Annotated in this window: 15 protein-coding genes; 3 read left to right on the forward strand and 12 right to left on the reverse strand. The window is 65.5% G+C overall.

The genetic code is table 11. The annotated features are described in order from the left end of the window. The first annotated feature begins 35 nt into the window (after positions 1–35). Complete coding sequence (locus tag PU724_RS18100) at positions 36–788, forward strand: sulfite exporter TauE/SafE family protein (protein WP_127282083.1); 753 nt, start codon at positions 36–38, stop codon at positions 786–788. Positions 789–867: 79 nt separating this feature from the next. Here the strand turns inward: PU724_RS18100 and trmD are convergent, their stop codons facing one another. Together trmD and rimM are read right to left on the reverse strand one after the other, a co-directional pair. Continuing rightward, positions 868–1,563 (reverse strand): tRNA (guanosine(37)-N1)-methyltransferase TrmD, encoded by a 696-nt coding sequence (gene trmD / locus PU724_RS18105; RefSeq protein WP_354423244.1) that lies wholly within the window; start codon positions 1,561–1,563, stop codon positions 868–870. Then, entirely contained in the window at positions 1,560–2,162 is a 603-nt protein-coding gene (rimM, locus tag PU724_RS18110) for a ribosome maturation factor RimM (RefSeq protein WP_354423246.1), read from the reverse strand. The genes trmD and rimM overlap by 4 nt, the downstream gene beginning before the upstream one ends. A gap of 89 nt (positions 2,163–2,251) precedes the next feature. On the opposite strand from rimM, the gene PU724_RS18115 reads away from it, so the two are divergent. Beyond that, positions 2,252–3,199 carry a tyrosine recombinase XerC gene (locus PU724_RS18115; protein ID WP_426213442.1) on the forward strand — a complete coding sequence of 316 codons (948 nt, stop codon included), beginning with the start codon at positions 2,252–2,254 and terminating at the stop codon, positions 3,197–3,199. A gap of 62 nt (positions 3,200–3,261) precedes the next feature. Then, positions 3,262–4,326 (forward strand): TraB/GumN family protein, encoded by a 1,065-nt coding sequence (locus PU724_RS18120; RefSeq protein WP_354423248.1) that lies wholly within the window; start codon positions 3,262–3,264, stop codon positions 4,324–4,326. Between the two features lie 779 nt (positions 4,327–5,105). On the opposite strand, the gene lpdA is transcribed toward PU724_RS18120, so the two are convergent. From lpdA to sucC, 10 genes are all read right to left on the reverse strand, one after another. Then, positions 5,106–6,512 (reverse strand): dihydrolipoyl dehydrogenase, encoded by a 1,407-nt coding sequence (gene lpdA, locus PU724_RS18125; protein ID WP_354423250.1) that lies wholly within the window; start codon positions 6,510–6,512, stop codon positions 5,106–5,108. A gap of 23 nt (positions 6,513–6,535) precedes the next feature. Then, a complete protein-coding gene (locus PU724_RS18130) occupies positions 6,536–7,291 on the reverse strand; it encodes an SDR family oxidoreductase (protein WP_320321038.1) in 756 nt (251 codons plus the stop codon). After that, positions 7,288–7,803, reverse strand: a complete 516-nt coding sequence (locus PU724_RS18135) for a hypothetical protein (RefSeq protein ID WP_320253829.1) — start codon at positions 7,801–7,803, stop codon at positions 7,288–7,290. The genes PU724_RS18130 and PU724_RS18135 overlap by 4 nt, the downstream gene beginning before the upstream one ends. Positions 7,804–7,844: 41 nt before the next feature. Then, the gene (gene odhB, locus PU724_RS18140) at positions 7,845–9,125 is read right to left on the reverse strand and encodes a 2-oxoglutarate dehydrogenase complex dihydrolipoyllysine-residue succinyltransferase (RefSeq protein WP_354423252.1); all 1,281 of its coding nucleotides are present in this window, start codon (positions 9,123–9,125) and stop codon (positions 7,845–7,847) included. 31 nt (positions 9,126–9,156) lie between these two features. Beyond that, entirely contained in the window at positions 9,157–12,144 is a 2,988-nt protein-coding gene (locus tag PU724_RS18145; RefSeq protein ID WP_127282093.1) for a 2-oxoglutarate dehydrogenase E1 component, read from the reverse strand. Between the two features lie 124 nt (positions 12,145–12,268). Then, the gene (gene sucD / locus PU724_RS18150) at positions 12,269–13,171 is read right to left on the reverse strand and encodes a succinate--CoA ligase subunit alpha (RefSeq protein ID WP_320253828.1); all 903 of its coding nucleotides are present in this window, start codon (positions 13,169–13,171) and stop codon (positions 12,269–12,271) included. 12 nt (positions 13,172–13,183) lie between these two features. Continuing rightward, a complete protein-coding gene (locus PU724_RS18155; protein ID WP_354423255.1) occupies positions 13,184–13,678 on the reverse strand; it encodes a DUF1579 family protein in 495 nt (164 codons plus the stop codon). Between the two features lie 3 nt (positions 13,679–13,681). Continuing rightward, positions 13,682–14,053, reverse strand: a complete 372-nt coding sequence (locus PU724_RS18160; RefSeq protein WP_354423257.1) for a cupin domain-containing protein — start codon at positions 14,051–14,053, stop codon at positions 13,682–13,684. 32 nt (positions 14,054–14,085) lie between these two features. Next, complete coding sequence (locus PU724_RS18165) at positions 14,086–14,574, reverse strand: hypothetical protein (RefSeq protein ID WP_354423258.1); 489 nt, start codon at positions 14,572–14,574, stop codon at positions 14,086–14,088. Between the two features lie 4 nt (positions 14,575–14,578). Then, positions 14,579–15,772, reverse strand: a complete 1,194-nt coding sequence (sucC, locus tag PU724_RS18170) for an ADP-forming succinate--CoA ligase subunit beta (RefSeq protein ID WP_354423260.1) — start codon at positions 15,770–15,772, stop codon at positions 14,579–14,581. Positions 15,773–15,779 lie beyond the last annotated feature (7 nt).

Here is a 15,779-nt window from a genome sequence, read left to right on the forward strand (position 1 = left end):
ATCCGGGCTGGACAACCTACTCCGGCGACGTGCTGATGTCTCCATTCGACGCGATCCTGCTTTTTCTGGCGGGTTTTGTCTCCGGCGCCGCCAACGCGGTGGCCGGCGGCGGAACCTTCATCACCTTCGGCGCCATGACGCTGGTTGGCGTGCCGCCGATCGTCGCCAACGCCACATCCTCGGTGACGCAGTTTCCGGGCTACATCACCTCGACGCTCGCCTACGCTTCCGACATCAGGCATTTCTGGCGCCAGGCATTGCTGCTCTGCCTCATCTCGGCTCTTGGCGCGCTGGCCGGCGCGCTCATCCTGCTGGCGCTCGACAATCCCTCTTTTCGCGCGCTGGTGCCCTGGCTGCTTCTGGCGGCGACCGCCCTTTTCGCCGCCGGCCCCTGGCTGAAGCCGGCGCCGAAGCCCGGACACCAGCCGGCCGTCGGCTCGTTCGCCGGTTCGCTCGTCCAGTTCCTGACCTCGATCTATGGCGGCTTCTTCGGCGCCGGCATGGGCGTCATGATGCTGGCTACGCTCGGCCTCACCCAGGCCGGCGACTATCACCGGCTGAACGCGATGAAGAACATGCTGGCGGTGGTCATCGCCGCCATCGCCATCCTGGTCTTCGTCTCCGGCGGCGTCGTCGCCTGGCCGCAGGCGATCGTCATGATCCCCGGCGGCGCCCTCGGCGGCTATGCCGGCGTCTGGATCGCCAAGCGCGTGCCGCAGAACGTCGTGCGCGGCTTCGTCGTCGCCGTCGGCCTGTTCCTGGCTTTCTACTATTTCGCCAAGGGCTGAGAACCATGATCCCGAAAAGTGGGAGCCGGTTTTCGGAAAAGATCATGGTCAGATAAAGAGAAGGACGATCCGCCCCGAGCTATCGGGGCGGATCGTCCGCCAGCAGATCCGGCCGCCGCTCCTTGGTCAGCTTCTCCGCCTCGGCCCGCCGCCATTCGGCGATCTTCCTGTGGTTGCCCGAGATCAGCACATCCGGGATCGGCCGGCCCTCGAACTCCTGCGGCCGCGTGTAGTGCGGATGTTCGAGCAGGCCGTTCTCGAAGCTTTCCTCCTCGCCCGAGACGGCATTGCCCATGACGCCCGGCAACAGTCGCACCACCGCGTCGAGCAGGACCAGGGCCGCCGGCTCGCCGCCCGACAGGATGAAATCGCCGACTGAGACCTCCTCTAATCCCCGCGCGTCGATCAGCCGCTGGTCGACGCCTTCGAAGCGGCCGCACAGGATGACCGCGCCCGGTCCGGCGGCAAGTTCGCGCACCCGGGCCTGCGTCAGCGGCTTGCCGCGCGGGCTCATCAGCAGCCTTGGCCGCGCATCGCCGGGAGGCGAAGCATGGTCGATGGCTTTTGCCAGCACGTCGGCGCGCATCACCATGCCGGCGCCGCCGCCGGCCGGCGTGTCGTCGACGGTGCGATGCCTGTCGGTGGTGAAATCGCGGATCTGGATCGCCTCAAGCGACCATGTGCCGGCTTCCAGCGCCCGGCCGGCCAGCGACAGGCCGAGCGGGCCGGGAAACATCTCTGGATAGAGCGTCAGCACCGAGGCGGCAAAACTCACCGGTTGCCCCCGGCATCCTTCGGCCCGCGCGGCCGGCCCTTCGGATCGAAGCCGTCGCGGCCGGGCGCGGCCTCGCCGTCCTCGTCCTCGACCAGGCCGGCGGCCAGCGGATCGACGCGGACGAACCCTTCGACGACCGAAACCTGTGGAACGGCGGCCTGCGTGAACGGGATCAGCACGCCCCTGCGGCCGGCGAGCGTGACGTCGAGTATGTCGCCGCCGCCGAAATTATGCACGGCGACCACCTTGCCGATGGCAGCACCTGTCTCGTCCCGGACCTCCAGCCCGATCAGGTCGGCGTGGTAGAACTCGTCTTCCTCGCCGTCGTCGGGCAGCACCGAGCGGTCGACGAACAGCTCGGTGCCGGAAAGCGCCTCGGCGGCGTTGCGGTCGCTGACACCCTTGAAGCGCACCACCACGACGGTGTTGGCGGGCCGGATGTCGATGATCTGGAAGGCACGGCCATCCTTGGCGTAGAGCGGCCCGTAGTCGGCCAGCGCCAGCGGATCACCGGTGAAGGTCTTCACCCGCAACTCGCCCTTGATGCCATGCGCGGCGCCGATCACGGCCAACTGGACGGGGTTCTGGGGCTTGGTCATGGCGCGACATCCTTTGCCCTGCTCTAACCCTCCCCAGCCGTCATTTCAATGACGCGCTCTTCACCGCTTCCTAACCTGGCTGCCCGAAAATGCAGCGCATGCAGGAATTCCTCATCCCGGCAAAGCCCGACCTCCAGGCGGCGCGCGAGAACTGGCTGAAGATGCTGGCGCGCGAGCGCCGGCTGTCGCCGGAGACGGTGGAAGCCTATGAGCGCGACACCCGCCAGTTCCTGCATTTCCTGACCGGCCATTGCGGCGGTCCGCCCGGCATCTCCGACATCGCCGACCTGCGCCCGGCCGATTTGCGCGGCTTCCTCGCCGCCCGCCGCAACGCCGGCGCCGGCGCCCGCACGCTCGGGCGCGGGCTGGCCGGCATCCGCTCGCTGCTGCGCTTCCTCGAACGGCGCGGCCTCGCCAATGCCGCGGGTGCGGCGGCGCTGCGCGCGCCACGCCAGCCGAAGTCGCTGCCCAAGCCGCTGACGGCGAGCGATGCAAAAGAGGTCGTTTCCGTGCAGGGCCAGCTGGCGGAAGAACCCTGGATCGCCGCCCGCAACGCCGCCGTGCTGACGCTGCTCTACGGCTCGGGCCTGCGCATTTCCGAGGCGCTTGGCCTCGCCGGCGCCGAGCTGTCGTCGGAAACGGACACCCTGCTGCGCGTAACCGGCAAGGGCGGCAAGACCAGGCTGGTGCCGGTGCTGCCGGTGGCCTTCCGCGCGGTCGCCGAATACCGCCGCCTCTGCCCCTTCCATATCGATCCGAAGGGCCTGCTGTTTCGCGGCGCGCGCGGCGGTCCGCTCAATCCGGCGATCGTCCAGCGCGATATGGCGAGGCTGCGCTCGGCGCTCAACCTGCCCGACACCGCGACGCCGCACGCCTTGCGCCACTCCTTCGCCACGCATCTGCTCGGCCGCGGCGGCGACCTGCGCACCATCCAGGAACTGCTCGGCCACGCCAGCCTGTCGACCACCCAGGTCTATACCGGCGTCGACACCGCAAGGCTGCTCGAGATTTACGAATCCGCTCACCCAAGGGCGTGAACCGTTCAAATTGGCTGCGCCGATTAACCGTTTTGCCGCTTTTTGATCGTAAGAAGCGACTCATGAAACGCGTCATCGCCATCGCTGACCGCGCGGCCCTCGTGTCGCTGAAGCTGCTTGTCGCGCTCAACGTCCTGTTTTTCCTGTCTTTCCTGATCGTCGCGCTGCTCGCCGGTCGGGCGCACGCCGAGACCCCGGCCTGCGGCGGCACCGACATGCTGAGCGCGCTGCGCAAGGACAACCCGGCCGTCTACAGCAAGATCGAAGCCGAAGCAGCGGCGACGCCCAACGGCAAGGGCCTGCTGTGGAAACTGGAAAAGCCCGGCGAAAAGCCCTCCTTCCTGTTCGGCACCATGCACATGACCGATCCGCGCGTCACCACGCTGCCGCCGGCTGCGCAGAAGGCTTTCGACGCCGCCGATACGGTCGTCATCGAGACCACGGAAGTGCTCGACCAGCAGAAGATGATGGCCGCCCTGCTCAAGGAGCCGGACCTGATGATGTTCACCGACAGCACCACGCTGTCCTCGCTTTTGTCGCCCGACGACGCTGTTGCCATGAACAAGGCGCTCGACGCGCGCGGCATACCGCCGGCCACCGTCGCCAAGATGAAGCCCTGGCTGCTGTCGGCCATGGTTGCGCTGCCGGCCTGCGAGCTGGCGCGCAAGGCCGGCGGCGCGCCGGTGCTTGACGTCAAGCTCGCCGAGGACGCCAAGGCTTCAGGCAAATCCGTCGAGGGGCTGGAGACCGTCGCCGATCAGCTTCATGCCATGGCCTCGCTTCCGCTGGCCTTCCACATGAAGGGTCTGGTCGACACGCTCAAGCTCGGCGACAAGGTGAACGACGTCAACGAAACCATGATCGTTCTCTATCAGAGCGGCGAGACCGGCATGTTCTGGCCGCTGTTTCGCGTCGTCCTGCCCGGCGACGAGGATGATCCGGCCGGCTATGCCGCGTTCGAGGAGACCATGATCACAAGCCGCAACAAGGTGATGGCCGATCATGCCGGACCGTTCCTGACCCGGGGCAATGCCTTCATGGCGGTCGGCGCCATGCATCTTCCGGGCCCACAAGGCCTGGTCGAGGATTTGCGCAAGGCCGGCTACACGGTGACCGCCGTCGACTGATCCGCACGGCCGGGTTGCGCCTCGATAGGGCGGGAGCGCCCGGCGCCAGGCTGATTCGTGACTTGGCGGCGCAAACCTCCCCCGGTTTCGTGCCGAATGGTGTCGAAAGACCGGGTTCGACTCGATCCCGACCCATTTTGTGGTGGAAATGCATGCCGGCAGGGGATTCCAGATCAGAATTGCCCTGCTTTCAGCATTTTCCGGGCCTAGTATGAAACCCGTTCAACGGTCGCGCGTTGACGGGTGTTATTTGATACTTTTCATCCACGGAGGACACTTTTATGGCGAACCCTAACGACACTCCCAGATCGGGCGGCGGCGGCAGTGGCTGGCTGATTGCCCTGGTGGTCATTATCCTGGCCATTGTTGCCTACTATGTTTTCGGAAGAAGCGGCGAAGCTCCGGCGCCCGCCGAGCCGCCGGCCGCGAGCACACCGGCGCCCGCTCCGGAGCCGATGAAGCCTGCCGAACCTGCCCCGGCACCTGCGCCAGCGCCCGCTCCGGCACCAGAGCCGGCTCCCGCGCCAGCACCGGCCCCGGCGCCCGCTCCGGCACCTGCGCCGTCTCCGTAATCGGGCTTACCTCAACGACGAACGGCCCGCCCAAAGGCGGGCCGTTTTGTTTGGTGGCAGGCGCGAGAAAGGCCCTTAGAAACTCGCTCCGGTGAGTCAGCTGGAGTGGTTTTCGAGAACCGGAGCGGAGCGTACTAAAGTACGTGAGCACCGGAAGCGCAGAGAACCGCTCCAGATGGCCGCCGGAGTAGAGTTTATACGAGCCTTTCAGATGTGGATCGGCTTGAAGAAGGTGGCCAGCGCCGCTTCCTTCACCGCCTCCGACATGGTCGGGTGCGCGTGGCAGGTGCGGGCGAGGTCTTCCGACGAGCCGCCGAATTCCATCAACACCGCCGCCTCGTGGATTATCTCGCCGGCGCCGAAGCCGACGATATGGACGCCAAGCACGCGGTCGCTTTGCTTGTCGGCCAGGATCTTGACGAAGCCATCGGTGTGCAGCATGGCGCGCGCCCGGCCATTGGCCGTGAACGGGAATTTTCCGACCTTGTAGTCGACGCCGGCCTTCTTCAATTCTTCCTCGGTCTTGCCGACCGAGGCGATTTCCGGGCTGGTGTAGACGACGCTAGGGATCACGTCGTAGTTCACATGGCCTGCCTGGCCGGCAATGATCTCGGCCACCGCCACGCCTTCGTCCTCCGCCTTGTGCGCCAGCATCGGGCCGGCGATGACGTCGCCGATGGCATAGATGCCGGGAACGTGGGTCCTGAGATGCCCGTCGGTCTTGACCCGGCCGCGCTCGTCCATCTCGACGCCCGCATCCTTCAGCCCGAGGCTGTCGGCATAGGGGCGGCGGCCGGTGGCGACCAGCACCACGTCGGCGGCGATCGTTTCGGCGGCGCCCCCCTTCACCGGCTCGAAGGTGACGCTGGCGCCCTTCTTGGCCTTGGCGACCCCGGTGACCTTGGCGCCGAGCTTGAACTCGAAGCCTTGCTTGGAGAGCAGCCGCTGGAACTGCTTGGAAACCTCGCAGTCCATGCCGCCGAGGATGGTGTCGAGGAATTCGACCACCGTCACCTTGGCGCCGAGCCTGGCCCACACCGAGCCGAGCTCCAGCCCGATGACGCCGCCGCCGACCACCACCAGATGGCCCGGCACCTTGTCCAGCGACAGCGCGCCGGTCGAGGACACGATCACCTTCTCGTCGAAATCGACCTTGACGCCGGGAATGCCCGCGACATCCGAGCCGGTGGCAATCACGATGTTCCTGGTCTCGATCTCCTCGACCTTGCCGTCCTCGCCGGTGACCGACACCTTGCCGGCACCAACCACCTTGCCGGTGCCGCGGAAGCTGTCGATCTTGTTCTTCTTGAACAGGAAGGCGACGCCGTTGACGTTGGCCGAAACCGTCGCGTCCTTGTGCGCCAGCATCTTCTTCAGGTTGAGCTTCGGCGCGCCGATTTCGACGCCGAGCGTGTCGAAGGAATGGCCGGCCTCGGCGAACATCTCGGAGGCGTGGAGCAGCGCCTTCGACGGAATGCAGCCGATGTTGAGGCAGGTGCCGCCGAAGGTGGCGTTCTTCTCGACCACCGCCGTCTTCAGCCCGAGCTGCGCCGCCTTGATGGCGCAGACATAGCCGCCCGGTCCCGATCCGATGATTACGACGTCATAGGCCATGGTCTTGTCCTTTGCTCTGGCGCCTAGCGGCCGCCGCTCACATTCAGGATCGCGCCCGTTATATAGGAGGCCGCGTCCGACAGAAGATAGAGAACCGCGCTCGCGACTTCATCCGCGGTGCCCGGCCTTTTCATCGGCAGCATGTCCCGCATTCGCGCCACGCGGTCCGGCTGGCCGCCGGAGGCATGGATCTCGGTGTCGGTGATGCCGGGGCTGACCGCGTTGACGCGGATGCCTTCGAGCACCACCTCGCGTGCCAGGCCGATGGTCAGCGTGTCGATCGCGCCCTTGGAGGCGGCGTAGTCGACATATTCGCCGGGCGAACCCAGCCTCGCCGCGGCGGAAGAGATGTTGACGATGCCGCCGCCCTTGCCGCCATGCCGGGTCGACATGCGCTTGACCGCCTCGCGCGCGCAGAGGAAGGAGCCGACGACATTGACGCGCATCATGCGCTCTACCCGCGCGGCGCTCATCTCGTCGACGCGCGCCTTGGCGTCGACGATGCCGGCATTGTTGACGAAAGCATCGAGCCGGCCGAAACCCTTGTCCACCGCCTCGAACATCGCCAGCACATCGGCCTCGTTGCCGACATCGCCCTTGACGGCAATGGCCTCGCCGCCCGCGGCCTTGAGTTCGGCGACCAGCGCCTCGGCGACTGCCTGGTTGGAGACAAAATTGACAGCGACACGATAGCCGGCCTGGCTGGCCTGCCGGCAGATGGCGGCGCCGATGCCGCGGCTGCCGCCGGTGACCAGCAGCGTCTTCTTGTCCGCGCTCATTCCTGGCAGCCTTTCAGCAGGAAGACATCCCACGGCACCTTGGAAAAGCCGTCCGGGCCATAAGCGGCCGACATCTGCAGCGAGGCACCTAGATCCGGAAAGATCAGGCTTTTCGGCGCCTCCGCGCCTTCGGCCGGCAACAGCGCGATGTTGCCCTTGTCGTCGGCGCTGTAGACGACGCCCTCCCACACCGTGCAGGCGGCGAGCTCATCGCCGGTGACGTCGCCGGTCGGGCATTTGTACATCAGCGAGCCGTGCGGCCGCGCCACGCCGTCGGTCCACATGACGATGCCGTCCAGCACCACGCCCTTGTCGAGCACCATCTTGAAGCTGTTGGTGACGGTGGCCGAGTCCATGGTCGGCCTGAAATCGATGCCGGCCTCGCTTTCGGCATCGCCATAGACGGCGAGTTCCAGCGGGCAAGCGGCGTGGGACGGCGACGCAGTCAGCGTCGCCGAACAAAATACCGCGAAGACCGCTCCGGATCGAAAGCCAGAGGAACCGGTCGTCATCCGCTGGCGCAGATCGTCTCTCCGGCCCACCTTGACGGACCTCAGAGATCGAGCACCAGCCGTTCCGGATCCTCCAGGCTTTCCTTGACGCGCACCAGGAAGGTCACCGCTTCCTTGCCGTCGACGATGCGGTGGTCGTAGCTGAGCGCCAGGTACATCATCGGCCTAATCACGATCTGGCCGCCGACCACGACCGGCCGGTCCTGGATTTTGTGCATGCCGAGGATGCCCGACTGCGGCGCATTAAGGATCGGCGTCGACATCAGCGACCCGTAGACGCCGCCATTGGAGATGGTGAAGGTGCCGCCCTGCATGTCGGCGACGGAGAGCTTGCCGTCGCGCGCGGCGAGACCCAGCCGGCCGATCTCCTTCTCGATCTCGGCTATTCCCATCTGGTCGGCGTCGCGCACCACCGGCACCACCAGGCCCTTGTCGGTGCCGACGGCGACGCCGACATGGGCGAAGTTCTTGTAGATGATGTCGGTGCCGTCGATCTCGGCGTTGACCGCCGGGATCTCCTTCAGCGCATGCGTCACCGCCTTGGTGAAGAAGCCCATGAAGCCGAGCTTCACGCCGTGCTTCTTCTCGAACACGTCCTTGTACTTGGCCCTCAGCGCCATCACCGCGCTCATGTCGACCTCGTTGAAGGTGGTCAGCATGGCGGCGGTCGACTGCGCTTCCTTGAGCCGACGCGCGATGGTCTGGCGCAACTTGGTCATACGAACGCGCTCCTCGCGCGGGGCGTCTTCGGCCGGCGACGGCGCGCGCACGGCGACCGGGGCCGGCGCCGATCTCGGCGTCTCGGCCGGCTGCGACGGCGCGCCTTTGGCGATGGCGTCGAGCACGTCGCCCTTCAGCACCTGGCCGCGCTTGCCGGTGCCGGTGATCTGGTCGACCGCGAGGTTGGCCTCGGCGATGAGCTTCGCCGCCGCCGGCGCCGGCGGCATGGTGCGCTGCTCGATCGCGCCGGCATCGCCGGCGATCTTGGCGGTCTCGGCCGCGGCCTGCTTGACGGTGGAGGCCGCGTCCGGGCTCGAGGCCTGCGAGACGGCTTGCGGCTTGGTCGCCGGAGCGGCCGCCTCGCCGCCGGCCGAGATCGAGCCGAGAAGCGCGCCGACGCCGACCGTCTCGCCTTCGTTGGCGGCGATCTCGCCGAGCGTTCCGGCGCTCGGCGACGGCACTTCCACCGTCACCTTGTCGGTCTCGAGCTCCACCAGCGGCTCGTCGGCGGCGATCGTATCGCCGACCTTCTTGAACCATTTGCCGATGGTCGCTTCAGTGACGGATTCGCCGAGGGTGGGGACGCGGATTTCGGTAGCCATTGTGCCTGTCCGTTCTGTCTCTTTAAGGATTCTATTCGCCGAGCGCGTCGTCGAGCAAGGCGGCGAGCTGGCTGAGATGCTTCGACATCAATCCGGTCGCCGGCGAGGCGGATGCCGGCCGGCCGGTGTAGCGCACCCGCTGATGCTTGGCGTCGATATGCGCCAGCACCCATTCGAGATAGGGATCGATGAACGACCAGGCGCCCATGTTCTTGGGCTCCTCCTGGCACCACACCATCTCGGCATTGCGGAAGCGTGACAGCTCGGTGATCAGCGCCTTGGCCGGGAACGGATAGAGCTGCTCGACACGCAACAGGTAGATGTCGTTGATGCCGCGCTTCTCGCGTTCCTCGTAGAGGTCGTAATAGACCTTGCCCGAGCAGAGCACGACGCGGCGGATCTTGGAATCCTTGGTCAGCTTGATCGCCTGGTTCGGCAACAGCTGCGCGTCGTCCCACAGCAGCCGGTGGAACGAGCTTTCGCCCGAAATCTCCGACAGCGTCGACACCGCCCGCTTGTGGCGCAGCAGCGACTTCGGCGTCATCAGGATCAGCGGCTTGCGGAAATCGCGTTTCAATTGCCGGCGCAGGATGTGGAAGTAGTTGGCCGGCGTGGTGACGTTGGCCACCTGCATGTTGTCCTCGGCGCAGAGCTGCAGGAAGCGCTCGAGCCTGGCCGAGGAGTGCTCCGGCCCCTGGCCCTCATAGCCATGCGGCAACAGGCAGACGAGGCCCGACATTCTCAGCCACTTGCGCTCGCCCGACGAGATGAACTGGTCGAACACCACCTGGGCGCCGTTGGCGAAGTCGCCGAACTGTGCTTCCCACAGCGTCAGCGCCTTCGGCTCGGCCAGGCTGTAGCCATATTCGAAGCCGAGCACCGCCTCTTCCGAAAGCATCGAGTTGATGACTTCATAGCCGGCCTGCGCCGCCGACAGGTTGTTGAGCGGGATGTAGCGCGTCTCGTCGCGCTGGTCATAGAGCACTGAATGGCGCTGCGAGAAGGTGCCGCGCTCGGAATCCTGGCCGGAGAGCCGTATCGGGTTGCCGTCGAGCAGGATGGCGCCGAAGGCCAGCGCCTCGGCCGTCGACCAGTCGATGCCTTCGCCGGAGTCGATCGACTGGCGGCGGTTCTCGAGGAAGCGGACGATCGTCTTGTGCGCCTCGAAGCCCTTCGGCACCTCGGTCAGCTTCTTGCCGATCTCCTTCAGCGTCTTGACCGGCACGGCGGTCTTGCCGCGCCGCTGCTCATCCTGGTTGTCGGCCGTGCGCAGGCCCGACCAGGCGCCGTCCAGCCAGTCGGCCTTGTTCGGCTTGTAGCTCTGGCCGACTTCCCACTCGGCTTCCAGATGCGCCCGCCAGTCGGCCTTCATCTTGTCGAACTCGGCCTGGGTGATGTGGCCCTCGGCCATCAGCCGGTCGGCATAGATCTGCACCGTCGTCTTGTGGGTGCGGATGGCGCGGTACATGATCGGCTGGGTGAAGGCCGGTTCGTCGCCCTCATTATGGCCGAAGCGGCGGTAGCAGAACATGTCCACCACCACCGGCTTGTGGAACTTCATGCGGAACTCGGTCGCCACCTTGGCGGCGTGCACCACCGCCTCCGGGTCGTCGCCGTTGACGTGGAAGATCGGCGCCTCGATCATCTTGGCGACATCCGACGGATAGGGCGAGGAGCGCGAGAAGCGCGGATTGGTGGTGAAGCCGATCTGGTTGTTGATGATGACATGCAGCGTGCCGGCGACGCGATGGCCGCGCAGGCCGGATAGGCCGAGGATCTCGGCGATCACGCCCTGGCCGGCAAAGGCGGCGTCGCCGTGCAACAGCAGCGGCATCACCTTGGCGCGTTCCGACAGCGGCACGATCTCGCCGCGCTCGCGCCCGGCGAACTGGTCCTGCTTGGCGCGCGCCTTGCCCATCACCACCGGGTCGACGATTTCCAGATGCGAAGGATTGGCGGTCAGCGACAGGTGCACCTTGTTGCCGTCGAACTCCCGGTCCGACGAGGCGCCGAGATGGTACTTGACGTCGCCCGAGCCCTCGACCTCGTCGGGTGCGGCCGAGCCGCCCTTGAACTCATGGAAGATGGCGCGGTGCGGCTTGGCCATCACCTGGGAGAGCACGTTGAGGCGGCCGCGATGCGCCATGCCGAGCACGACCTCCTTCAGGCCGAGCTGGCCGCCGCGCTTGAGGATCTGCTCCAGCGCCGGGATCAGCGCCTCGCCGCCGTCGAGGCCGAAGCGCTTGGTGCCCTTGTACTTGACGTCGGCGAACTGCTCGAAGCCTTCCGATTCGATCAGCTTCTGCAGGATCGCCTTCTTGCCGGTCGCGGTGAAGGTGATCTCCTTGTCGGCGCCCTCGATGCGCGCCTGGATCCAGGCCTTCTCCTCGGGGTCGGAGATGTGCATGAACTCGACGCCGAGCGTCGAGCAGTAGGTGCGGGTCAGAATGTCCAGCATCTGCCGGATCGTGCCGAACTCGAGCCCGAGCACATTGTCGAGGAAGATCGGCCGGTCGTAGTCGGCTGACGTGAAGCCGTAATTCTCCGGCGACAGCTCGTTGTAGTCCTCGAGCGGCTTGGCGATGCCGAGCGGGTCGAGATTGGCATGCAGATGGCCGCGCATGCGGTAGGCGCGGATCATCATGATGGCGCGGACAGAATCGCGTGTCGCCTGGTGCACGTCGGCATCGGACAGGACGACGCCGTTGGTGACCGCCTTCTCCTTGACCTTCTTCTCGATCGTCTTTTCGACCAGGCCCCAATTGCCGTCGAGCGCCGAGACCAGCTCGCCATTGGCCGAGAGCGGCCAGGAGGGCCTGGCCCAGGAAGCGCCGTTGGCGTTCTTGCGGACGTCCGCGGCGTCGTCCTTCAGCGCCGCGAAGAAATCCTGCCACTGCGGATCGACCGAGCCGGGATCGTCCTCATAGGCGGCGTAGAGCGCGTCGATATAGTCGGCATTGCCGCCATAGAGGAAAGAGGTGAGCGAAAATTGGTCGTTGGCCTGATCTTGTCGTGCCATGTCACTTGTCGGAGCCTGGCTCCGTCTCCTTAGTTGGACGGGAGTAGGGGAATAGGGGAGCAAGGGAATAGGCTGTCCGGCGCCTGTCTTTCCCTACTCCCTACTGCCTTACTCCCCTACTCCCTTAACCCTTGATCGCCTCGACCAGCGTCGTGCCCAGCCGTGCCGGCGATGGCGAAACTTTTATCCCGGCCGATTCCATCGCCGCGATCTTGTCCTCGGCGCCGCCCTTGCCGCCGGAGATGACCGCGCCGGCGTGGCCCATCGTGCGGCCGGCCGGCGCCGTGCGCCCGGCGATGAAGCCGGCCATCGGCTTCTTGCGGCCACGCCTGGCTTCGTCCTTGAGGAACTGCGCGGCATCTTCCTCGGCCGAGCCGCCGATCTCGCCGATCATGATGATCGACTTGGTCTCGTCGTCGGCGAGGAACATCTCCAGCACGTCGATGAATTCGGTGCCTTTGACCGGATCGCCGCCAATGCCGACGGCGGTGGTCTGGCCGAGGCCGACATTGGTGGTCTGGAACACTGCCTCATAGGTAAGCGTTCCCGAGCGCGAAACAACGCCGACCGAACCCTTGCGGAAGATGTTGCCGGGCATGATGCCGATCTTGCATTCGTCGGGGGTCAGCACGCCCGGGCAGTTCGGTCCGATCAGCCGTGACGTCGAGCGATCGAGCCGCGCCTTGACCTTGACCATGTCCATTACCGGGATGCCCTCGGTGATGCAGACGATCAGCGGGATCTCGGCTTCGATCGCCTCGATGATGGCTTCGGCGGCGCCCGCCGGCGGCACATAGACGACCGAAGCATTGGCGCCGGTCTTTTCCTTGCCTTCGGCGACGGACGCGAAGATCGGCAGCGTCTCGCCCTTGGCGCCGGTCCAGGTCTCGCCGCCCTTCTTGGGATGGATGCCGCCGACCATCTTGGTGCCGTGATAGGCCAGCGCCTGTTCGGTGTGGAACGTGCCGGTCTTGCCGGTCAGGCCCTGAACCAGCACCTTGGTGTTCTTGTCGATGAGAATGGACATCGGAGCCCTTTTCTAAACGTTGATCGAGGAAGGCGAGACGCGCCGGTAGAGCCCGCTCACCATGTCTTGCCAGCCATCGCTGCCGGCAGGTTTGAAGTTCAGTCGCATGCGGTAGGCATCGTCGCCGTCGAAACTGTAGGTCACCCGTGCAGCGCCGCGCGGTGACGACCGCTCCAGCACCAGCTCGTCGCCATTCCAGGTGCCCGTGGCCGGCGAGGCCGGCACGAAGCCCATGGAATCGAACTGATGCATGGTGACGAGTTTGGCCTGCTGGTCGAAGCCGAACACATTATGCGAGCCGAACGAGACCGTGCCGTCGCGGCGCTGCTTGTAACGCTGCACCACGAACAACCCGCCGAACTGCGCTTCCGCCAAGATTTCCGACGTTGCCGGGCCGGCATCGGTCCATTGCGTGCCCGCCACCTCCTCCTCGCCGCGCCACGCGCCGACCAGCGCCTGCAGGCGCTGGTGATCGGCCGAGAGCGATGAGAAAGAAGCCGCGTTCATCGCTCAGAGCCGCTTCAGGTCGATGACGGTGAGGTCGCTCTTGGCATTGCCGGTGTTGAGCGTCGTCGACGGCTCGAACATCAGCACGATCGGCTCTTCGGTGAGCGAGCGCGGCCGGTGTTCGACACCCTTCGGCACGACCATGAAATCGCCCTCGCCGAGCTCGACCGGCCCATCGCGGAAATCGATGGCTATCCTGCCGCGCAGCACCAGGAAAGCTTCGTCCTCATGCTCATGCGCATGCCAGTCGAAGACCTCGCCGAACTTGGCGACCTTGGCCTGGCTGTCATTGACGTCGCCGGCGATATGCGGATCGAAGACCTTGGCGATCTTCGCATCCGCCGCTTCGACCAGGTTTATCTTGCGTGGAGGCATCGTCTAACAACCTCGACCATGACGTTCAGTTCTCAAGCTGGGCATTTTTGGTTTCCGTGAACGACAGCACCGATCCATTGGCCCCCGGCGCGCCGGGTCGTCACGATCTGCACCGACAAATTGCCGTCAGACGTCCTCAATTCACCAAGAGATTTAGGGTCCTCGTCGGCCTGGAACTTGCTGCCGTATTTCGTCAGAAGCCTTCTAAGGATCATGTTGGCGGCCTGCTTCGGATCGTTGGTGCCGAAGGAGACGAGGCAGTCGCAGCGACCGCTCCAATTCTTGATTGAGGCAACGATCTCCGTAGACTTGTAGACCTGCATTCCGTCGGATCCCGGTTTGAACCCGCTTTGCCGGGCAACCGCTTTGAACCTGCCAAAGCTGGGCGCCGTCGCCGGACATAAATTCATGAAGAGATTGACCCTCTTCCCAATCCAGGCGGGCGACTTGGAACCATCCGCGGCCGCAGCAGGGCCGGCCCAAAGGGCCATGCCGGTCAGCGCTATGGCCAGCAGCCGCATGCGCTCAGCCCTTCACCGCCGCCACGATCTTCTTGGCTGCGTCGTCGAGATCATCGGCCGACACGACATTGAGGCCGCTGTCGTTGATGATCTTCTTGCCGAGTTCGGCATTGGTGCCTTCGAGGCGCACCACCAGCGGCACTTGCAGGCCGACTTCCTTGACCGCGGCGATCACGCCCTCGGCGATGATGTCGCACTTCATGATGCCGCCGAAGATGTTGATCAAAATGCCTTTGACCGCCGGGTCCTTGGTGATGATCTTGAATGCCGCCGTCACCTTCTCCTTCGAAGCGCCGCCGCCGACGTCGAGGAAGTTGGCCGGCTCGGCGCCGTAGAGCTTGATGATGTCCATCGTCGCCATGGCAAGGCCTGCGCCATTGACCATGCAGCCGATATTGCCGTCGAGCGCGACATAGGCGAGGTCGTATTTCGACGCCTCGATCTCCTTCTCGTCCTCTTCGGTGGTGTCGCGCAGCTCCATCAGCTCGGGATGGCGAAACAGCGCATTGTTGTCGAACGACACTTTCGCGTCGAGCACGCGCAGCCGGCCGTTCTTCATCACGATCAGCGGGTTGACCTCGAGCAGGCTCATGTCCTTCTCGACAAAGGCCTTGTAGAGGATCGGGAACAGTGTGCCACCGTCCTTGGCGGCGTCGCCGTCGAGCTTCAGCGCCCCGTTGAGCGTCTTGAGATCATCCGCCGTCACGCCCTTTTCCGGGTCGATGGCGACGGTGATGATCTTTTCCGGCGTGTCGTGCGCCACCGCCTCGATGTCCATGCCGCCCTCGGTCGAGACGACGAAGGCGATGCGGCCGACCGAACGGTCGACCAGGATCGACAGATAGAGCTCGCGGTCGATGTCGGCGCCGTCCTCGATATAGAGGCGGTTGACCTGCTTGCCGGCAGGGCCGGTCTGCTTGGTGACCAGCGTGTGGCCGAGCATCTCGTTGGCGTTGGCGACCACTTCGGCCACCGACTTCGCCAGCCGCACGCCGCCCTTGGCGTCGGCGGAAAGCTCCTTGAACTTGCCCTTGCCGCGGCCGCCGGCATGGATCTGGCTCTTTACCACATAGAGCGGGCCGGGCAGCGCCTTGGCGGCGGCCTCGGCATCGCCGGCCATCAGCACCGGCACGCCTTCCGCGACCGGCGCGCCGAACGACTTCAGCAGTGCCTTGCCCTGATATTCATGAATGTTCATGGCTTAT

Source organism: Mesorhizobium abyssinicae, assembly GCF_049887195.1.
GTDB lineage: Bacteria > Pseudomonadota > Alphaproteobacteria > Rhizobiales > Rhizobiaceae > Mesorhizobium > Mesorhizobium abyssinicae.